The following is a 19,204-nucleotide window of genomic DNA, read 5'->3' as shown; positions in this document are numbered from 1 at the left end:
AAGGGCATGTGTTGCGCAACGGAACAAACCAACCCCCTGAAGGGAGCCGATTACAGCACACGGATGACACAGGCAAATGCCGTGTCATCCGTGTATTAACCTGCGTGCCATGCTGATTTATCCGGCAGCAGTTCTTGGCAAAAGCGTTTTATTTTCTGAAATCGAACATCAGGTTCAAGTGCAAGCCTTCGTCTCCACTCTTGATGCGGATATTGCCCGGCTGGCTGTTCGGTCCCTGCTGTTCGATAGGCTTGAACGACCATATTGCCGGAATATCCAGCAAGAACGAAATGTCACCTTCAGGGAAAGCAGGCATAATCTTCTTTTTCCTGCCTGCTTCTGCCGGCGTAAAGATGCGGTAGAAAATACCATCGTTACGCGAATAGACCGTAAACGGTGTCGTATCGCTCTCCAGCGTTGCCCAATACATATTGGCATGGAATCCCTTAAACTCCGGATAAACCAGATTTTCATAACTCTCGCCGGTCACGGTATTGTTGTAATCCTTGTGCCAGATGTCGTAATTGGTGCCCGGTATGCGGTTCTTCCATACGCGGTACGGGCCACGTCCCATCCATTTCATGCCTGTGCATTGCGTCTCAGGGTAAGAGAAGGTCAAGCCCAGGTTGTACACTTTGGTATCCATAAAGGCATCATCGAAACCACCTCCTCCCGAAGCACGGTTCAGCAGGATAGCATCCATATAAAGCAAACCCTGGTCGGTGAGGCGCCATACGATAGAATCTACACCACCTTTATACTTGGCACAGAACACGGCACCATCGGCGGCACGGCGCACATAGCTCTCCGCCGCCTCGAAACGCATCTTCATACCCACTGCTACCGGACCGTCTTTGAAAGGTATCTCCTTATCGCCCGAATGCACACGGGTAATCATACCTGTCGCAGCATCGAAGGTGACGCTTACCTGCTCGCTCCGCAAAGTAAACGCATTATCTTCTTTCACCGCCTCGGCAGGGCGAACGGCTTGCAAGGTCATCGGTGTAGAAGCAAGGTGACGCTCGAAATAGGGTTTTGCAAAATGAATGGGATAAGTCCAGGTACACATGCTATGTCCGTCCTTATCAAAAGCCTCCAGCTTCAGGACATCTCCTTCACGAAAAGCATCGGGAAGCGCAAAGCGTGCCTTACCTGTTTCGCCGGGATTGAGTGAAGGAAGCTGTACATCACCACTTGCCAGCACAACGGAAGCCCCACCTCCCTGCAAAGGAGTAGGACAAGCCAGCACACTGTATGTCATCCGGCATTCCTTCAGATTGGTATAGGTGTATTCGTTGGTCAGGAAAAACGACCCGTCGAAATGCGGCGTAATCATCAGCGGTTTCAACTGAATGGGAGACCATTGTGCCCGGATGGCATAAAAGCTTCCTTCTTTCTCACGGCGCGGTCCCACAATACCATCCGGCGCATTGGAGCCATCCGAATCCAGAATGCCACCCTTATCGGTGCGCTTGGGAGCCTCATCACTGAACACCCAGATAAAACCTCCGGCAAACAACGGATTGGTGCACCAGCGGTCCCAAAAGTCACGCAAGCCAGCCCCACCTCCCTGGTCGTACATGGCATGCATGAACTCGGTGGGCATAAACACTTTATAACCGTTGGTAAAGCGTCCTACTCCGGTCAGGTAAGCCGGATAATGGTGCGTATCCAAATCGTTGAAGTCTGCCCACGGATGAATGACGTGACGCTTCTGGAAGGGGTCGTGCTTGGCAAACTCACCATCATTGTTCACGTTCCATCCGCCCTCATTACCGTTGCTCCATATAACGATGGAAGGATGATTCACATCGCGCTCTACCATTTCCTTTATCAGTTTGGCACCGATTTTCGTATCATAATGCCCGTGCCAGCCGGAAAGCTCGTCAATGTAGACCAATCCAAGCGAATCACACATATCCAGGAAGTGTTCATCGGGCGGATAGTGCGAACGCACGGCATTCATGTTCATCTCCTTAATCAACAAAGCATCCTGACGGCTCATATCGGCACTGGTGGTACGTCCGCCGTCTACCGAAAACGAATGACGGTTGACACCTTTCACTACCAGCCGCGTACCGTTCAGGTAAAGCCCGTCTTGTGGAAAAAACTCTACGGTACGGAAACCTACACGCTCCTCGCGTGTCTGCACCACTTTGCCGGCAGGGTCTTTCAGTTCCATGTGTGCCACGTAAAGATTAGGTGCCTCGGTAGACCACGTCTTAACATTTGCCCACGCACCTTCCACCTGCTGCTCGGTGCCTGCACCGGAAATGCGGAACGTAAGCTGTTCTTTTCCATCGGCCGTCAACAAGGGCTTCCCATCTTTCAATCCCCGCATAGAAACGGTCCATTCGTAACCTGAAGCATCGACACTCATCCGCAACGAAGCCCGGAAAGTTCCGTCGGCCTGTGCATCCAAGACATAATGGTCGACCGACACGGCAGGCAGAACTTCCAGCCATACCGGACGGTAAATGCCTCCGTACAGCCACCAGTCGGCACGGCGTTCGGCTGCATTGACCGACTTGTCCGCCGATTCTTTCGCCACCTTGACTTCCAGGGTATTCTTTTTGCCCGGCTTCAGAAGTCCGGTTATATCATAGCTGAACCGATAGAAAGCTCCTTGGTGGATGTCCCCGGCAGACTGACCGTTGATTTTCACCTCGGCATCGGTCATCACCCCATCAAAAAACAGTTTGACCCGTTCGCCTTCTTTCCACTTCGGCGCCTTGAACTGATAACGGTAAGTACCGGTCTCCTCACTAGGCTTAGCACCCTTGATGGTATAAAAACGTCCGTAAGTATAGTTGCCAAAACCCTGTAATTCCCAACACGAAGGCACTTCAATCGGTTTCCATTTCCCCGAATTCTGTCCTTCTGAACAAAAGAATTCCCACGTACGGGTATCATCAACTCCTGTCCCCGACAGGTAAATGCGTTCGGGATGAGGAGCCTGAGCCTGCAATGCCATGCCGCCACACAGGCAGCAGGCAAAGAAAGCTTGTCGAAAAATGTTGTTTCTCATGCTAGCTTTTATATTACTTGTTAATGAATGGTCACCATCGTTGCCCCGAATCCGTATTCGCGGAACGAAGCGTCCTGGCTGGAGTAGTTCTTATATTTGCGCTTCAACTCATCCAAGATGGCACGGCGCAACACGCCATCTCCTTTACCGTGGATAAAGACGATGCGCTGCCCTTTCTTGTTCTTGTATTCGTTCAGTGTCTTGTGAAACACATCCAACTGGTAGTTCAGCATCTCGCTATTGCTCATTCCGTTCGTATCATCCAGCAACTCATGGATATGCAAGTCAACTTCCACAATGTCGTTCTTCACCTTGGGCTGGTGCTTTTTCGGTACCTTTGGCTGGTCGGGCACGGTTTTCTGCAACAAAGCTTCCCGGATGTCATCGGCCGAAACAAAGACCTGCTTTACGGATTCATCATCACGCACGACATCATACATCAAGGCCGGTTCGGCAAAGAAATCGGTCTGCTGGAATGTATGAAGCTTGTAGAATTTCACGGTATCGACACGCAACTCCATCGATACGGCATTCTTCAGCAGGAAAGTACAGTCGTCTTTATATGCCAACAACTGTACAGCCACATGCTCCATGCCGTTCAGTGCAGACTTATCAAATTCTTCCAGATGCTGTTTCATATTGGGAGCCACCGTACCCCGGCTTCGTAACGTCCAGCTCTTTCCTTCGGCGGACAGATACAGGTAATCGATGAAATAATTGCTGTCGTTTACCAGATAGGCATCAAAGGCCGTTGCCGAGATTGCCTTTACATCCTGTGGCACGTATGCCAGATATACATTCAGCACATCATTCCCTTTTATTTCACGTGCCCGGTAAGTAATGGGTTTTTCCTCTTCTTCAGGCTCCTCTTCCACCTCCGGAGCTCCCTGCTTCTTACCGGTCTTCAACGGGATATTATAATCATCAGTCTGTATCACCACGCATTCTTTTACCAGCATCGGTATCTCGAATCCGTCTTCATCCTCTACCAAGGCTATGTCTTTACCTTGAAAACCTTTCACGATTCCGCCTCCTACTTCGCTCAGGAAACGTACTTTATCTCCTATTTTCATATCGCTTATCTTTTTTTATGAATTGTCACACAAAGGTAGAAAAATTATTCATTCGATTAACAATTCACATACTTTTGCCCCTATTTTTACGTTTTCTTTACTTGCAAATTCGATTTTTTCTTGATAACTTGCCTTTGATTTTTCAACCAAGCTCTATTTTAATATATAATAAAGGAGGCTATTATGAAAAAAGTATTGAAAATCGCAGGCATCACACTAGGTGTGCTCCTGATCCTGCTTTTGGTACTTCCATTTGCTTTTCAAGGAAAAATAGAAAAACTTGTCAAGCAGGAAGGCAACAAAATGCTGAATGCACAATTCGACTTCAGTGCATTGGACATCAGTCTGATACGCAATTTCCCGTCGGCTTCAATCACCCTGGAAGACTTCTGGCTGAAAGGAGCGGGCGAATTTCAAAACGATACGCTGATTCAGGCGGGCGAGCTGACCGCAGCCGTCAACCTGTTTTCACTCTTCGGCAACAGCGGATACGATATATCCAAAATCATCATCGAAGATACCAAAGTGAAAGCCATCGTCCTGGAGAACGGACACCCCAACTGGGACGTAATGAAGCCTTCTGCCGACACAACCGATACGGAAGAAACCCCAACCGAAAGCGCACCGATACGCATCAAGCTGCAAAAACTTTCGATAAAAGACCTTTCCGTAAGCTACGATGACCGGCAGGGAGGCATGTATGCAGCCATCAACCACCTGAATGCCACATGTTCGGGCGATTTCGGTAGCGAACGTACCACGGTAGACCTGAGTATGGAAACTCCTTCGCTCACCTACCGCACCGGAGGCATCCCCTTCCTGAACAAAGCACGGCTGGAAGCCGATATGAATGTAGATGCCGATTTTGCCAACAACAAGTATACGCTGAAAGACAATACCATCAGCCTGAACGCCATTCAAGTAAACATTGACGGATGGGCAGCCATGCAAAAGAACGGTATCGGCATGGACATGAAACTGAATACAAACGAAGTGGGATTCAAGGAACTGCTTTCGCTTATCCCTGCCATCTATGCCAAAGACTTCCAAGACCTGAAAACGGACGGCAAAGCAAGTCTTACGGCATTTGCCAAAGGTATCTTGGGACAAGACCAAGTACCGCAGTTTGAAGTCGCGCTAGACGTAAAAGACGGAATGTTCCGCTATCCTTCCCTGCCTGCCGGTGTGGAAAACATAAACATCACCGCCAATGTGAAGAATGCAGGGGGAAACATCGATGCAACGGAAATAACAGTCAGCCCCTTCGATTTCGTATTGGCTGGTAATCCGTTCAGCCTGAAAGCCTCGGTAAAAACACCGATGAGCGACCCAGACCTGCAAGCTACCGCCAAAGGTACACTCGACTTAGGCAAAGTGAAAGAAGTATATCCACTGGAAGATATGACCCTGAACGGCACCATTCAAGCCGACATGAACCTTGCCGGAAAACTTTCGTACATCGAAAAAGAACAATACGGCCAGATGAAAGCGGCAGGCAGCATCCGGCTGAACAACATGAAGCTGAACCTACAGGATATGCCGGCCATTGACATCCAACGTTCTACCTTCAGCTTCTCGCCCCGCTACCTGCAACTGAGCGAAACAACCATCAACATCGGACAGAACGACCTGACCGTAGACAGCCGCTTCGAAAACTACCTGGGATATGCATTGAAAGGCTCCACATTGAAAGGAAACCTCAACATCAGCAGCAACCACATTCATGTAAACGACTTCATCAGCAGCGATACAACAACCGTACAGGCCCCGGAAACCCATGATAGCACAACCGTTTCCTCTTCGGAAGCCGGCGTTATCCGTATTCCGGAAAACATCGACTTCACCATGCAGGCAAACCTGAAAGAAGTTTTGTTCGACAAGATGAAACTGGAAACGGTAAACGGTGTACTGACCGTAAAAAACGGTACCGTCGACATGCGTAACCTTTCTTTCAACACCATGGGAGGAAGCATTACGGCAAACGGTGCCTACTCAGCCCCCAAAGGAGTACAACCGCACCTGAACGCCGGATTCGACATGAAAGGCATCGGATTCGCCCAAGCATACGAAGAACTGGGACTGGTACAACAACTGGCACCTATCTTTTCCGGACTGAAAGGCAACTTCTCGGGCAACTTGAAAATAAACACGCCACTTGATGAGAAAATGAGTCCGGTCATGCAACAAGTACAAGGCAGCGGAAGCCTGTCGACCAAAGACCTGAGCCTGAGCGATGTGAAATTTATCAACCAGGTAGCCGACATCGTAAAGAAACCCTCGATGAAAGATATCCAAGTGAAAGACCTGAACCTCGACTTCGAGATAGCCGACGGAAGAGTCACCACCCAGCCATTCGATTTAAAACTGGGTGATTATACCATGAACCTTTCCGGCTCTACCGGACTGGACCAGACCATCGACTACACCGGCAAGATAACTTTGCCTTCAGGAGGTATCGGCTCGAAACTGGGAACCGTAGACATGACCATCGGCGGAACCTTTACCTCGCCCAAAGTAGGCATCGACATGGCGAGCCTTGCCAAAAACGCTGCCGAACAAGCCTTAAAAGGACTGGTAAAAGGAAATGACGAAAACGGTGAAGAAACAAAAGAAAAAGAATCGGTCATCGACAAGGCACTCAACCTGTTCAAGAAAAAGAAATAAGCCAGCCTGGCACAAAGCCTGAAACGGCAAAAGCCGATGCGCATCCCTGCGTATCGGCTTTTCCGAATTACTAATTTAAGTAAAATGCACGACAGGAACGCTTTCCCGTCTTTTTTGATAGAGATATTATCGAAGGGGATTTCTATTCCCTTCTTTCTTATAACACTTCCGGGACTGAAATTGTTTTCAACCATATAAAAAAATATGAATTGGCATTTTGCGGACATTCATTTATCTTAATACACCAGGCAAACGTTATCCACCCACAGTGTATTGCCCGGCGAACCGACAAAGGCACCGCCCAGACTGGACGTAAACTGCAGAATGAGATGAGTAGGTGTTTCATCGGCATCCGCCCATCCGTTTTCCTGAATCAAGACACTCTCACCCTTGCTATTGCGTGCATGATAATTGCCCACACCTAGTTTCATCAGTTCGGCATCGTAATAAGAAGTATGCGATATATCTCCGTAATGAATATCATAAGTCGCCTTGTTGCGCCAGCCTTCAGTCTGCTGATAACGGATAACCGCCGTACCGATACGCTTGGCTATGATATTGCCCTCGGCATCCTCGGTGCGCTTCTGAAGCAAGCAGGTCATAATGGCACAGTCTTGCCCCGGAACAGTGCTTTTCCGGCTGAATCCCGTCTGACGGATGCGGTTCGGCTCACCCGACATTTTTACCTTGTAATCGTAACGGACAGCTTTGGGACGGGAATTAAAACGCACGCCCATATTCAAGGCTTTCTCACCTTCCTTCGTTCCGGTGATAGGTTCTTTCATATCGCCCAGGAACAAGGAGCCGGAAGCCAGCACCGTGATATTCACCACTCCCAAAACCTTGACACTTTCGATATGCGTTTCCAGACGGGCACAATAGCCCCCTTCCCTCTGTTCGGGATAAACACTGGTATTGGTCTTGACAATCCCCATCACCTTTGCCATAACATTGGAATTTCCCCACGGCGAACCTCCCTGGTTCACATACGGGGTATTCCCATCCAGTTCTTTCACAGGCCCTACTTCATAAAGCAGTTTCGTATCGCCGCCAATAATACCCGATTCGTGAATCTTGCGCGTAATCCACTGGTCCATATCACCATATTTCAGAGGAACGACTTTCTCCTGCGCATTCATAAAAAGAGGAAATGCCATCGCCAGCACTCCGAACATCCATTTCATCTTTCTCATGTATTATTCTACCTTATTTTAATTTGCGGGCAAAGTTACAAAAAAAAGCGATAGCCAAAAGGCTACCGCTCTAAATCTGAATTATCGGATATTATTTCCGGTCTATTTACTATTTGGCATAAAGCAGCCACGCACCCTGGAAATCCTTGCGGTCGGGATACTTGGCCTTAAAAGCGTCGCGGGCAGCCGAAGCCTCTTCGTGTGTATCATAAGAAGCCACAATGACGCGGTACATATTCTTTTCAGCATTATATACCACCTTGGCATTATACCCTTCGCCATCCATCTGCCCTTTCAGACCGTCGGCGTTTGCCTTGATACCGAAACTTCCGCATACCACACTGTATGCCTTCAGCCCGTCACCCGAAACCAGTTCTACCTTTTCTTCACGGACCGGCGCCGTAGTCACAGGGGCAGGAGTTGTAGGAGCAGGAGTAACAGGAGCTACCGGAGCAACTGTCTCTGCCGGAGCCTCACTGGTTGCGGCTTCTGCCAATTCTTGTTGTTTCGCTTTTTCATAAGCCTTTTTATAAGCACTTTCGCTTGACTTACAGGATGAGAATGCCAAAGCTACACACAATCCCATTCCCAATACAACAACTTTCTTCATTTGTCTTGAATTTATAAATTTAACTTTTCCGTTTCTTCTCGTTTTATTTTTTGCAAAAGTAGCAATATCTCCCTAGTCTTGCTATTAAAATCTGTTAATAATGCAAGATATTATGGGATTTGTCAAATATTTCGTCCAAAAATGATGCATTATAATCAGAATTTTCTTAGATTTGTAAGCGTAATAACTAAAAAAACGTTTTGATATGAAAGCATTGAATGTAGTAGCTGCATTCTTGGGTGGGATTGCCATTGGTGCAGCAGCAGGTATTTTATTTGCTCCGGAAAAGGGTACCGACACACGTAACAAAATAGCTGAGCTTTTGCGTAAAAAAGGTATCCGTCTGAACCGTGAAGAAATGGATGATTTGGTTGACCAAATCGCATCAGAAGTAAAAGATGCCGACTAATCATGAGCATGAACTTCAAGAGGGTGTGGTAAAAGGAAAATTTTAGCACACCCTCTTTTTTAAACCTCCAGAAACTATGTTTGCTAACGACAAAAGCATTGACAACCTGCAAGACCTCTTCAAGGAATTCAGGAAATACCTTGAACTGCAAGGACAATACCTCCGGCTGGAAGCGATAGAAAAACTCACCATCCTGCTCTCTACACTGATTCTGATTTTCATCCTGGTGACCGTAGGAGTGATGGCTCTTTTCTATTTCTCGTTCATGCTGGTATATGTACTTGCCACCGCCGTGGGAAGCCTGATAGCGGGCTACGCCATTGTAGGCATCCTGCTGATTGCGGTAGCCCTGCTCATCTATCGCTTCCGCGTACCACTTATCTTCCAGCCGATGGTCAATTTCCTGGCACGGCTATTTTTGGATGACACAAAGAAAACAGAACCATGAACAATCTACCACCGAACCATTATACCCTGGAAATGATCCGCCAGCAACGGATAGATAAAAAAAAGGAAATCCTCCAGTCAAAAGAACAGATGCTCCACCTTGCCCATCAACTCTTTGCCCCGCCACAAAGCAAAAACAAATTTGAAGGGATGATGCAACATGTCAACATGGGCATCGCCGCCTACGACGGACTGATGACAGGCATCAAAGTATTACGCCGCGTACGTGCTTTCTTCGGAAGTGGCAAAAGAAAAAGATACTAAGAGCCTGTTTAAATTTATCCGCAAAATGCCAATAGGATGAAGGTGAAATGCATTCATCCATAAATTCTAAAGACAATATGAAACTGAAAAAACTATTCTTTACACTTGCCCTCATGCTGGGCTGCATCACCGCATCGGCACAAACCGATTCTACCTTCTACATCAAAGGGCCGATGGGACGGCTGGCGGCACGCCTGCAGCTCCCCGCACTCCAGCAAGGAGAAAAATGCCCGATGGTCATACTCTGCCACGGATTTACCGCCAATATGCAAGGACCCTTGTTCGACACCATCAGCGACAAGCTGACAGAAGCCGGAATCGGCGTGGTGCGTTTCGACTTCAACGGACATGGAGCAAGCGAAGGTGATTTCATCAATATGACCGTCCCCAATGAAATAGACGATGCACTGGCCGTCATAGCCTTTACACGCAACCTGCCGCAAACCGCCAGCATCTCCCTGCTGGGACATTCGCAAGGAGGGGTGGTTTCGGCAATGACCGCAGGACGACTGGGCAAATATGCCATCCGGAGCGTAGTACTGATGGCACCTGCCGCCGTATTGCGCGATGATGCCCTGCGGGGCAACACAATGGGAGTCGTATACGACCCCTGGCACGCCCCTGAATACATCACCATGCCCTCAGGACACAAACTGGGAAGAAACTACATCCAGACCGCCCTCGAACTCCCCATTTATGAAACGGCAAGCCGGTACGACGGCCCTGTACTTGTGATACACGGAATGGACGACCGGATAGTACCTTACACTTACGGAGAAAGGTTCCACCAGACCATGAAGAAAAGCGAAATGACCCTGATACCGGGAGAAAACCACGGATTCGGCGCCAACTTGCCATATGCCACCTCTGTAGCTTCTTCGTGGCTGATAAAAAAATTGAAAGACGGAAAATAAGAACCCGGCACCACTTGGTGCCGGCTTAACTTCTGCAAAGTTCTTTTAAAGTTCGGAAAAGCAGACGAAGCACATTTGGAACTGAAGCATAAAAAATCTATATTTGCTTGCTAATATTAAGAAGGAAATAATGAAACGAGTAAGTTCACTAACCGCTATACCCGCCGAAACCCACTTCATAGCAGGCATTGATGTAATCGGTAATCTTAAGAAACTTTTCGAAACTCCAGAGCAGATATCAGGGTGCCTGATATTGCTTTGTGTAAGAGGAAAATGCAAAATCACCATCCACCTGACCCAATACGAACTGAAAAAGAATACGATAGCCGTAATCTATCCCAACCAGTTCGTACAGATAACAGAGGATACACCCGATTGCCGGTTCGCCTTTGTCGGATTCTCCTCCACACTGATACAGCACCCTTTCCTGTTTTCCAACACAATACAGTATGCCCCCTCTATTCTGGAAGAACCGGTCATCAGCTTGTCTCCTGAAATGGCAGACCTGTTCGGCGATTATTTCAAAGTACTGATAAAGGCAAAAAGGCTGGGCAATGTGCTGATAAGGGAAGAACAGCTTCCGCTGATTCTGACCGGACTGATTATTGAATTGGGAAATATCAACAGGCAAGAACCACTGGCAAAAAACACCCAGCATTATACACGCAGCCAGGAAATCGTGAAAGAACTGATACGTGTCGTAGTAGAAAACTACAAGACCGAACGGAACATCTCGTTCTATGCCGACAAAATGCATCTTTCGCCCCAACACCTGAGCACCACCATCAAAAAAACAACAGGAAGGACGCTCACCGACATCATCTCGGCATTCGTCATCAAGGATGCACAAGCCAAACTACGCTCCACCGAACTGACCATACAGGAGATTGCCTATTCGCTGAACTTTCCCGACATCTCTTTCTTCGGGAAATACTTCAAGCGCTATACCGGAGTATCGCCCAAACAATACCGCAATATGAGGTAGGGGACTACCAGGGGACTAGGTGACTAGGGACTAGGTGACTAGGTTTCAGATACCATTGGGTCACCTAGTACCTAGTTCCCTAGTCACCTAGTACCTAGTCCCTAGTCACCTAGTACCTAGTCACCTAGTACCTAGTACCTAGTCACCTAGTTCCCTAGTACCTAGTACCTAGTCAAAAACTAAACCACCTCAATCCCCTGCTCCGCGCAAAGCTTGAGGCTCAGTTCTTTCAGCTTGAACTTCTGTATCTTTCCGCTTCCCGTCATGGGGAACTCCTTGACGAAGAAGATATACTTCGGTATCTTGTAGCGGGCAATCTTGCCCTCGCAGAACTCACGCACGTCGAACTCGTTCATCGTGCAGCCCTCGTGCAGGATGATGAAGGCACCTACCGCCTCGCCGTATTTCTTCGACGGCACACCTGCCACCTGCACATCCTTGATGCCCGGCATCTGGTAGAGGAACTCCTCTATCTCGCGCGGATAAATGTTCTCGCCCCCGCGGATTATCATGTCCTTGATGCGCCCCGTGATGCGGTAATTTCCGTGCTCGTCCTTCACGCCCAAGTCGCCCGAGTGCAGGAAACCGTTCCGGTCTATCACCTCGGCGGTGGCCTGCGGGTTCTTGTAATACCCCTTCATGTTGTTGTAGCCCCGGTTGCACATCTCGCCCTGCACGCCTACGGGACATTCCTCGCCCGTCTCGGGGTCGATAACCTTCACCTCGGTAAACTCGAAGTCACGCCCCACGGTGTTGAAGCGCACCTCGGCAGGGTCGTCTATGCGGCTATGCGTCATGCCCGGCGAAGTTTCGGTCAGCCCGTACACGCTGGTCACCTTCATATACATCTTCTCCTCCACCTGCTTCATCAGCTCCACGGGGCAGAGCGAGCCTGCCATGATGCCCGTACGCAGGCACGAAAGGTCGAACATGTCAAACATCGGGTGGTTCAGCTCGGCGATGAACATCGTAGGCACACCGTAAAGCGCCGTACAGCGTTCCTTATGGACGGATGCCAGCACCACCAGCGGGTCGAAACGTTCCACCATCACCTCCGTACAGCCGTGGGTGAGGCAATTCATCGTGGCAAGCACCACGCCGAAACAATGGAACAGGGGCACACATACGCACAGCTTGTCGTCTTGGGTAAACTTCATGTGCTCGCCCGTCAGGAAACCGTTGTTGGCAATGTTGTAATGCGTCAGCATCACGCCTTTGGGGAATCCCGTGGTGCCCGACGTATATTGCATGTTCACCGTGTCGTGGCAATTCACTTTCTTCTTGGCTTCCGCCAGCACATCATCCTCGATGTTGTTCCCCAGGAGCAAGATTTCCGCCGTATTATACATCCCGCGGTATTTCTCCTGCCCGATATAGATAACGTTGCGCATGTAAGGGAAGCGTTTGCTCTTCATGTGCCCGCGCTCGAAAGTCTTCAGTTCGGGCAGCATCTTGTAGGTCATCTCCACAAAATTGCTGTCCCGCTCACCGTCTACGATGCAGAGGGTATGCATGTCCGAGTTCTCGCACAGGTATTCCAGTTCCGCCTGCTTGTAGTTGGTGTTCACCGTAACGGCTACGGCACCTATCTTGGCACAGGCATAGAGGAAGGTCAGCCAGTCGGGCACATTTTTCGCCCAGATGCCCACATGTGTGCCATGGGTCACCCCGATGGCAAGCAGCCCCTTTGCCATGTTGTCCACACGGCGGTTGAACTGGCTCCACGTAAAGCGCAGGTTGCGGTCGGAATAAACCAGGTATTCTTTGTCCGGCGACACGGCAGCCCAGTGTTCCAGCCAGTCGCCCAATGTCCGTTCTGAAAGTTGAATCATAATATTTAAGTTTTCACCACAGATTACACAGATTAAAAATAATCGATTCATTCACCACAGGACACAGATTTAATTAAAGAAGCTGTTTTGAATTTCTCCAAAAAGTTTTTCTTGGCTTGATGTATCCGTTTTCGTGTGTGCTTTGGGCGATTTTTTGGTCCTTTCCGCTCCTGTTCTTCGTCAGATAGCCCGCTATCTTCCTCATCACAGAAGCGGAAATGCCACAAAAACTCATCCCAAATCATCGCACGATAAATTCAAAACAGCTTCTAATAATAAATAACGGCGGATGTTTCCGTTGCCAATTATTAATTGTTAATTATTAATTGATAAAATCTGTGTAATCTGTGGTGAAACATACATCCACCGTCAAACCGGTGTATAAATCACCGCCAGAATCTGTGCCGCCTGTCCTTCGAAGGCATGCACGTGATGCGGCACGATGGAGTCGTAATAAATCGTGTCCCCCTCTTCCAGCAGGTAAGTATATTTCCCGTAATTGATTTCGAGCGTTCCTTTCAGCACCATGATGAACTCCTCCCCTTCGTGTGCCGACAGGGTAAAGGCATCGTTGTTCGCATCGATGTCGATGATGAACGGTTCCATGTGGCGGTCCGCCTTGCTGCGCGAGAGCGAATGGTAGTGCATGTGCTGGCGTGCGTCGACGGCATTGTTCGAAAAGCTGATGGTGTCGTCCGCTTCTCCGCGGCGGCACACCACGGGGCCGTCTTCTTCCGACTGGTCGTCAAGGAAAGTCCCCAGCCGTACACCCAGTGCGCGCGCTATCTTCAGCAGCGGGGCAAGCGAGGGGATGTCAATGTTGTTTTCTATGCGTTCAATCTGTCCGGCGGTAAGCCCTGTACGTTCCGCCAGTTCGTCGATGCTGATTTCCTTGGCGGTGCGCAAATCCTTTATTTTTTCTCCGATAATGTTCGTGCGGTCCATAGTACGAATATTTTTATAAATTATACCACCGACAAAGATAATAAAGTTTTCTTAATTGACAATGAACTGACATGCTAATGTGCCAATGTGTCAATAATAATGAGATAATGTGCCAATAAATTATGAGATAACAAGCCATCCTGCCGGTGTGGCGGGGATGGCTTGAAGGACCGGCTTTCACAAGCAGACCCTACATATAGAGCATGAAAGTCATAAATCTGCCTCTGCGCCTCCACCCAAGGCATGATACAAGTTAATGACACCCTGGATTTCCTGATAACAGTCTGAAGCACAATCCAGCCTTGCAGACAAGAGCGACTGGCGGGCGGTGAGCACTTGCAGGTAATTGGTCGTGCCGTATTCCATCAGCAGTTCAGTGTCGTGAACTGTTGTTTGCAGATGCTTCACCTGTTCCTCGTCCAGCCGGATACGTTCACGGGCGGTTTGCCATTGGATAAGAGCGTTATTCACTTCTTTTCCGGCATCGAGCAGCGATTGACGGAATGTGAGCAAGGCTTCTTCCTGTTGTGCCTTCGCTGTTTTCAGATTGGCAATGTTCTGCCCACGATTGAATATAGGCTGTACTAAAGACCCGATGGCTTGCAGCAGCCAACTCCCCAGGTTTGTAACGACGGCTCCTCCGTTATTGGTCCAGCCTGCCGAACCGCTTAACGTAATGCTGGGATAAAAAGCGGCACGTGCCTGGTTGGTGGCATAAAAAGCCTGTTTCAATGCTGCCTCAGCCTGCCGGATGTCGGGACGGCGGGAGAGCAGTTCGAGAGGTACCCCTGTAGACAGGCGTTGAGGAAACCGCTGATTGCTCAGGTTCCCGCGCTGGATACGGTGAGACACTTCGCCCAAGACGGAAGACAAACTGTTCTCTGTTTCGGCTATTTGTTGTTGCAGGCTGAGCAGGGATGCTTCTGCCGAGGCACGGCTCGCCTCTGCCTGGCTTACGGTGGCACGGTCGGCTTCACCTGCCTGCATCAGTACATAGAGGCTATGGACATAATCTTTCCAGCTTGCAACCGTTTCGGATGTGATGCGCTCCTGTTCGTCCAGCATCAGGAGGGTGTAATAACTGTCTGCTACAGTGGCTATCAGTTGGGTTTGTACAGCTTGACGGTAAGCATCGCTTTCCTCCAGTGCGGCACGTGCGCTGCGTTTGGCATTGGTCAGTTTACCGAAAATATCTATTTCCCAGCTTGCCGAAGCCCCTACCTCATAAGTCTTGCTGGTTTTGCTGCCATCCAGGCTGCTCAGTGTGCCTTGAGGGTCAAGCTGCACGGAAGGGAGGTAAGCAAGTTTGGCAGAGACAAGCTGTGCCTGCATTTCTTTCACTTTCAGGTAAGCGATACGCAGGTCGGTGTTCATTTCCAATGCCTGTTGTATCAAGGCTTGCAGATAAGGGTCGGTGAAAAGTTCTTTCCACGACAGGTCTGCGACCGAAGAAGCGGTATCAGCCTTTACTTCTGTCCGGTAAAGGCTGTCTGCTGCAACGGAGAGTTCCGGGCGTTCGTATCGGTTGTAAATGCCGCAACTTCCCAATAGACATACCGTTGCGGCTGTGAATAATAGTTTTCTCATATATATAAAAGGTGTGTCGAAATAAAAATATATCAGAACATCATACCTTGCTTTTTGCGGGCGCGATACCATAGCGTGTTTGGCGGTGCGCCCACAAATCGCAAAGCAAATAGTTAGTCATCATCGTGCTTTCTTGCAGGCATCAACCGTTCCTGCATGGCTTGGAAGACGATGAACAGTGCAGGTACCGCAAAGAGTAAGGCGAGGGTGCCCACAATCATACCGCCTACCACTCCGGTACCCAACGAAATGTTTCCATTGGCTCCGGCACCCGAAGCGAACACCAAGGGCAGCATACCAATGACCATACAGAGAACGGTCATGATGATGGGGCGCAAGCGGACAGTTGCGGCGGATACGGCTGCCTGGGCAAGACTCATGCCTTGCCGGCGGCGTGTGGCTGCATATTCGGTGACCAGAATCGCTGTTTTTGCCAGCAGTCCGATGAGCATAATCAGTCCGGTCTGCATGTAGATGTTGTTCTCCAGCCCACACAGGTTACTCAGGGTAAAGCTTCCCAACAGCCCAAACGGCACACTCAACATAACCGCCAAAGGAATGAACAGGCTTTCGTAAAGAGCGCAAAGGATGAGGTAGACGAATACGATGCAGATGGCGAACACGATGATGGTATTCGAACCGCTTCCCGCCTCTTCGCGGGTGATGCCTCCGTATTCGTAACCATAGCCCACGGGCAAGGTCTGTTGCGCCACTTCTTCCACCGCCTTGATGACATCGCCCGAGCTGTAGCCGTCGTTCATCATGGCGTTTACCTGGATGCTGCTGTACAGGTTGAAGCGTGCCAGGGTTTCGGGACCATACGTCTTGGTCAGGGTAACGAACTGCCCGATAGGAGCCATTCCCCCCTCATCGGTGCGGACAAACATGTTGTTGAGCGCATCGGTGTTCAGGCGGAAATTCTTGTCTGCCTGCACATAAACGCGGTAGAGCTTGGAGAAACGGTTGAAGTTGGACGAGTAGCTGCCTCCGATATACCCCGACATCACGCTCAACACATCGGTGGGCGACACGCCCATCCGCTTGCACCGTGCGGCGTCCACCTCCACTTTGTATTGGGGAAACTTCGTGTCGGAAGTGGAATAAGCCGTTTGCACTTCGGGACGCTGGTTTAGTGCGGCGATAAACTTGTCGGCATGGCTTTTCAGTGTCGTGATGTCGCCTCCGGCACGGTCTTGGATATAGACTTCCACACCGCTTCCTGTGCTATATCCCATGATGGTGGGTTGGGCAAAGGCGAAAAGTTTGGCACTATGTACGTTGGCGGTACGGCGGTATATCTCCTCGATGACGGCGGTGATGTAGTCTTCGTCCTCCTGCCGTTCGTCCCAATTTTTCAGCTTGACGATGAGCATACCGCCGCTGGCTGCCTGTCCTCCCAACATGCTGTAGCCCGCCACGTTGGAGTAACGCTCTATCTGTGGGATGTCCTTGATGCAGGCTTCCACTTCCTCCATAGCCTTAATGGTTTGCGACAGACTGCTGCCCGGAGGCGTGGTCACGTTGACGAAAACGGTACCCATGTCTTCATCGGGCACCAGTCCGGTTTTGGTGTTTTTCATCAGCACCGCAAGCAGGGCGATGGAAGCGATGACTCCCGCGCCTACCAGCCACTTGCGTCGGAAGAACCATTTCACACCGCTCTTATAACGCAGCACGAGGCGGTTGAACGAGGTTTCGAATGCCTGATGGAACCGGGATGAGAAACTCAGCTTCTGTCCGCTCGCCTTATCGGCATGAGGAGTCATCAGCAGGGCGCAGAGGGCAGGACACAGCGTCAGTGCATTGACGGCGGAGATGCCTACCGCTACCGCCATGGTCAGCCCGAACTGCATGTAGAACGTACCGCTGGTACCACCCATGAACGAAGTGGGGATAAACACCGCCATAAAAACTAATGAGGTAGTGACAATTGCCGTCGCGATGCCGTCCATCGCCCGGTTGGTTGCCTGATAGGGCGAGCGTATGCCTTCATCGAACTGTGCCTGCACCGCTTCTACAACAACAATTGCATCGTCGACCACCGTCCCGATGACCAATACAAGGGCAAACAAGGTCAGCAAGTTCAGCGAGAATCCTGCCACGTAGAGGAAAGCAAATGTTCCCACCAGCGACACGAGAATGGATATGGTCGGGATGATGGTGGAACGGACGCTTTGCAGGAAAACGTACACTACGAGGACGACAAGAATAATGGCTTCTATCAACGTCTTCACCACTTCGTGAATGGAAGCGTCGAGAAACTCTTTCGTACTCATCAGGTCGACCAGCACCAGCCCTTTGGGCAGTTCCTGCTGCACTTCTTCCATCAGTTTGTCTATCTCGCTGATGATTTCATTAGCGTTCGAGCCTGCCGTTTGCGAAATCATGGCGGTGGCTCCCGGATGTCCGTCTACTTCACTGCTGTGGCTGTAGCTTTGCGTCCCCAGTTCCACGGTGGCGATGTCTTTCAGGCGGAGCACTTCACCGCTTTCTAAGGATGTAATGACCAGATTGCCGAACTCTTCGGGCTTCTCGTAGCGTCCGCGGTATTTCAAAGTATATTGGAACGCGTTTTCCGAATCCTCACCCAAAGTACCCGTAGCGGCTTCCACGTTCTGCTCGTCGAGCACAGCCGTCACATCGGCAGGCACCAGTCCGTATTGCGCCATCTTTTGCGGGTCGAGCCAGATGCGCATGGCGTAGTCATCTCCCATGACATTGACGTTTCCCACGCCGCTGATACGCGACAGCCGAGGCTCGATGTTGATTTTGAAGTAGTTGTTGATGAATGTCTGGTCGTACGAGTCATCGGGCGAATAGAGAGCGATGATTTTCAGCATCGAGTTCTGCCGCTTTTCTACCGTTACACCGATTTGGGTCACTTCAGCAGGCAGCAGTCCTTCGGCTTCGCTCACACGGTTCTTGGTGTTGATGGTCGCCATATCGGGGTCGGTACCTTGCTTGAAGTAGACGGTGATGTCGCCGGCACCGGTATTAGTAGAGGTGGAAGTCATGTAAATCATATCCTCTACGCCGTTGATGGCTTCTTCCAGCGGGACGACAACCGATTTCTGTACGGTTTCGGCATTGGCACCGGTGTAAGTGGTCGATACCATGACGGTAGGCGGTGCGATATCGGGGTATTGCTCCATCGGCAGGTTGGCCAAGCCGATAAGCCCCACCAACAGAATAAGCACCGATATCACACAGGCAAGGATGGGGCGGTTTATAAAAGTTTGTAATTTCATAATCG

General features: G+C 49.9%; 15 protein-coding genes. 6 read left to right on the top strand and 9 right to left on the bottom strand.

Features of this window, described 5'->3' with window-relative positions; translation table 11 throughout:
• Positions 1 to 148 precede the first annotated feature (148 nt).
• Together B5G04_RS10660 and B5G04_RS10655 are read right to left on the bottom strand one after the other, a co-directional pair.
• On the bottom strand, positions 149 to 3,028 hold the full coding sequence (locus B5G04_RS10660) for a glycoside hydrolase family 2 TIM barrel-domain containing protein (protein WP_087397138.1): 2,880 nt from the start codon (positions 3,026 to 3,028) through the stop codon (positions 149 to 151).
• Positions 3,029 to 3,048: 20 nt separating this feature from the next.
• A complete protein-coding gene (locus B5G04_RS10655; protein WP_087397137.1) occupies positions 3,049 to 4,101 on the bottom strand; it encodes a DUF2027 domain-containing protein in 1,053 nt (350 codons plus the stop codon).
• Positions 4,102 to 4,284: 183 nt separating this feature from the next.
• On the opposite strand from B5G04_RS10655, the gene B5G04_RS10650 reads away from it, so the two are divergent.
• Positions 4,285 to 6,765, top strand: a complete 2,481-nt coding sequence (locus B5G04_RS10650) for an AsmA-like C-terminal region-containing protein (protein ID WP_087397135.1) — start codon at positions 4,285 to 4,287, stop codon at positions 6,763 to 6,765.
• A gap of 236 nt (positions 6,766 to 7,001) precedes the next feature.
• Here B5G04_RS10650 and B5G04_RS10645 read toward each other — a convergent pair whose 3' ends face one another.
• Positions 7,002 to 7,949 carry a PCMD domain-containing protein gene (locus B5G04_RS10645; protein ID WP_087397133.1) on the bottom strand — a complete coding sequence of 316 codons (948 nt, stop codon included), beginning with the start codon at positions 7,947 to 7,949 and terminating at the stop codon, positions 7,002 to 7,004.
• Between the two features lie 118 nt (positions 7,950 to 8,067).
• Positions 8,068 to 8,568, bottom strand: coding sequence for an SPOR domain-containing protein (locus B5G04_RS10640; protein ID WP_022038739.1), 501 nt, complete (start codon positions 8,566 to 8,568; stop codon positions 8,068 to 8,070).
• Positions 8,569 to 8,773: 205 nt separating this feature from the next.
• Here B5G04_RS10640 and B5G04_RS10635 point away from each other — a divergent pair, with 205 nt between their 5' ends.
• The 5 genes from B5G04_RS10635 (at position 8,774) to B5G04_RS10615 (ending at position 11,587) form a co-directional block, all read left to right on the top strand.
• Positions 8,774 to 8,977, top strand: a complete 204-nt coding sequence (locus B5G04_RS10635; protein WP_022038740.1) for a YtxH domain-containing protein — start codon at positions 8,774 to 8,776, stop codon at positions 8,975 to 8,977.
• A gap of 76 nt (positions 8,978 to 9,053) precedes the next feature.
• Positions 9,054 to 9,425, top strand: a complete 372-nt coding sequence (locus tag B5G04_RS10630) for a phage holin family protein (RefSeq protein ID WP_087212136.1) — start codon at positions 9,054 to 9,056, stop codon at positions 9,423 to 9,425.
• Entirely contained in the window at positions 9,422 to 9,688 is a 267-nt protein-coding gene (locus tag B5G04_RS10625) for a hypothetical protein (protein ID WP_022038742.1), read from the top strand. Before B5G04_RS10630 ends, B5G04_RS10625 begins: the two co-directional genes overlap by 4 nt.
• 77 nt (positions 9,689 to 9,765) lie before the next feature.
• Positions 9,766 to 10,602, top strand: coding sequence for an alpha/beta fold hydrolase (locus B5G04_RS10620; protein WP_087397352.1), 837 nt, complete (start codon positions 9,766 to 9,768; stop codon positions 10,600 to 10,602).
• Positions 10,603 to 10,732: 130 nt separating this feature from the next.
• Entirely contained in the window at positions 10,733 to 11,587 is an 855-nt protein-coding gene (locus tag B5G04_RS10615; protein WP_087249607.1) for an AraC family transcriptional regulator, read from the top strand.
• A 179-nt stretch (positions 11,588 to 11,766) separates the two neighbouring features.
• Here the strand turns inward: B5G04_RS10615 and B5G04_RS10610 are convergent, their stop codons facing one another.
• From B5G04_RS10610 to B5G04_RS10595, 5 genes are all read right to left on the bottom strand, one after another.
• The gene (locus B5G04_RS10610; RefSeq protein WP_022040132.1) at positions 11,767 to 13,419 is read right to left on the bottom strand and encodes an AMP-binding protein; all 1,653 of its coding nucleotides are present in this window, start codon (positions 13,417 to 13,419) and stop codon (positions 11,767 to 11,769) included.
• A gap of 47 nt (positions 13,420 to 13,466) precedes the next feature.
• Positions 13,467 to 13,664, bottom strand: coding sequence for a hypothetical protein (locus B5G04_RS19840; RefSeq protein WP_158100087.1), 198 nt, complete (start codon positions 13,662 to 13,664; stop codon positions 13,467 to 13,469).
• Positions 13,665 to 13,788: 124 nt separating this feature from the next.
• Positions 13,789 to 14,364, bottom strand: a complete 576-nt coding sequence (locus B5G04_RS10605; RefSeq protein ID WP_013617556.1) for an XRE family transcriptional regulator — start codon at positions 14,362 to 14,364, stop codon at positions 13,789 to 13,791.
• 210 nt (positions 14,365 to 14,574) lie between these two features.
• Positions 14,575 to 15,951 (bottom strand): efflux transporter outer membrane subunit, encoded by a 1,377-nt coding sequence (locus tag B5G04_RS10600; protein WP_087397350.1) that lies wholly within the window; start codon positions 15,949 to 15,951, stop codon positions 14,575 to 14,577.
• A 113-nt stretch (positions 15,952 to 16,064) separates the two neighbouring features.
• Positions 16,065 to 19,199, bottom strand: a complete 3,135-nt coding sequence (locus tag B5G04_RS10595) for an efflux RND transporter permease subunit (protein WP_087397131.1) — start codon at positions 19,197 to 19,199, stop codon at positions 16,065 to 16,067.
• Positions 19,200 to 19,204: the final 5 nt, after the last annotated feature.

Origin of the sequence: Bacteroides sp. An51A (genome assembly GCF_002161565.1) — a bacterium.
Lineage (GTDB): Bacteria > Bacteroidota > Bacteroidia > Bacteroidales > Bacteroidaceae > Phocaeicola > Phocaeicola intestinalis.
This window is presented reverse-complemented; position numbering and strand designations above follow the sequence as displayed.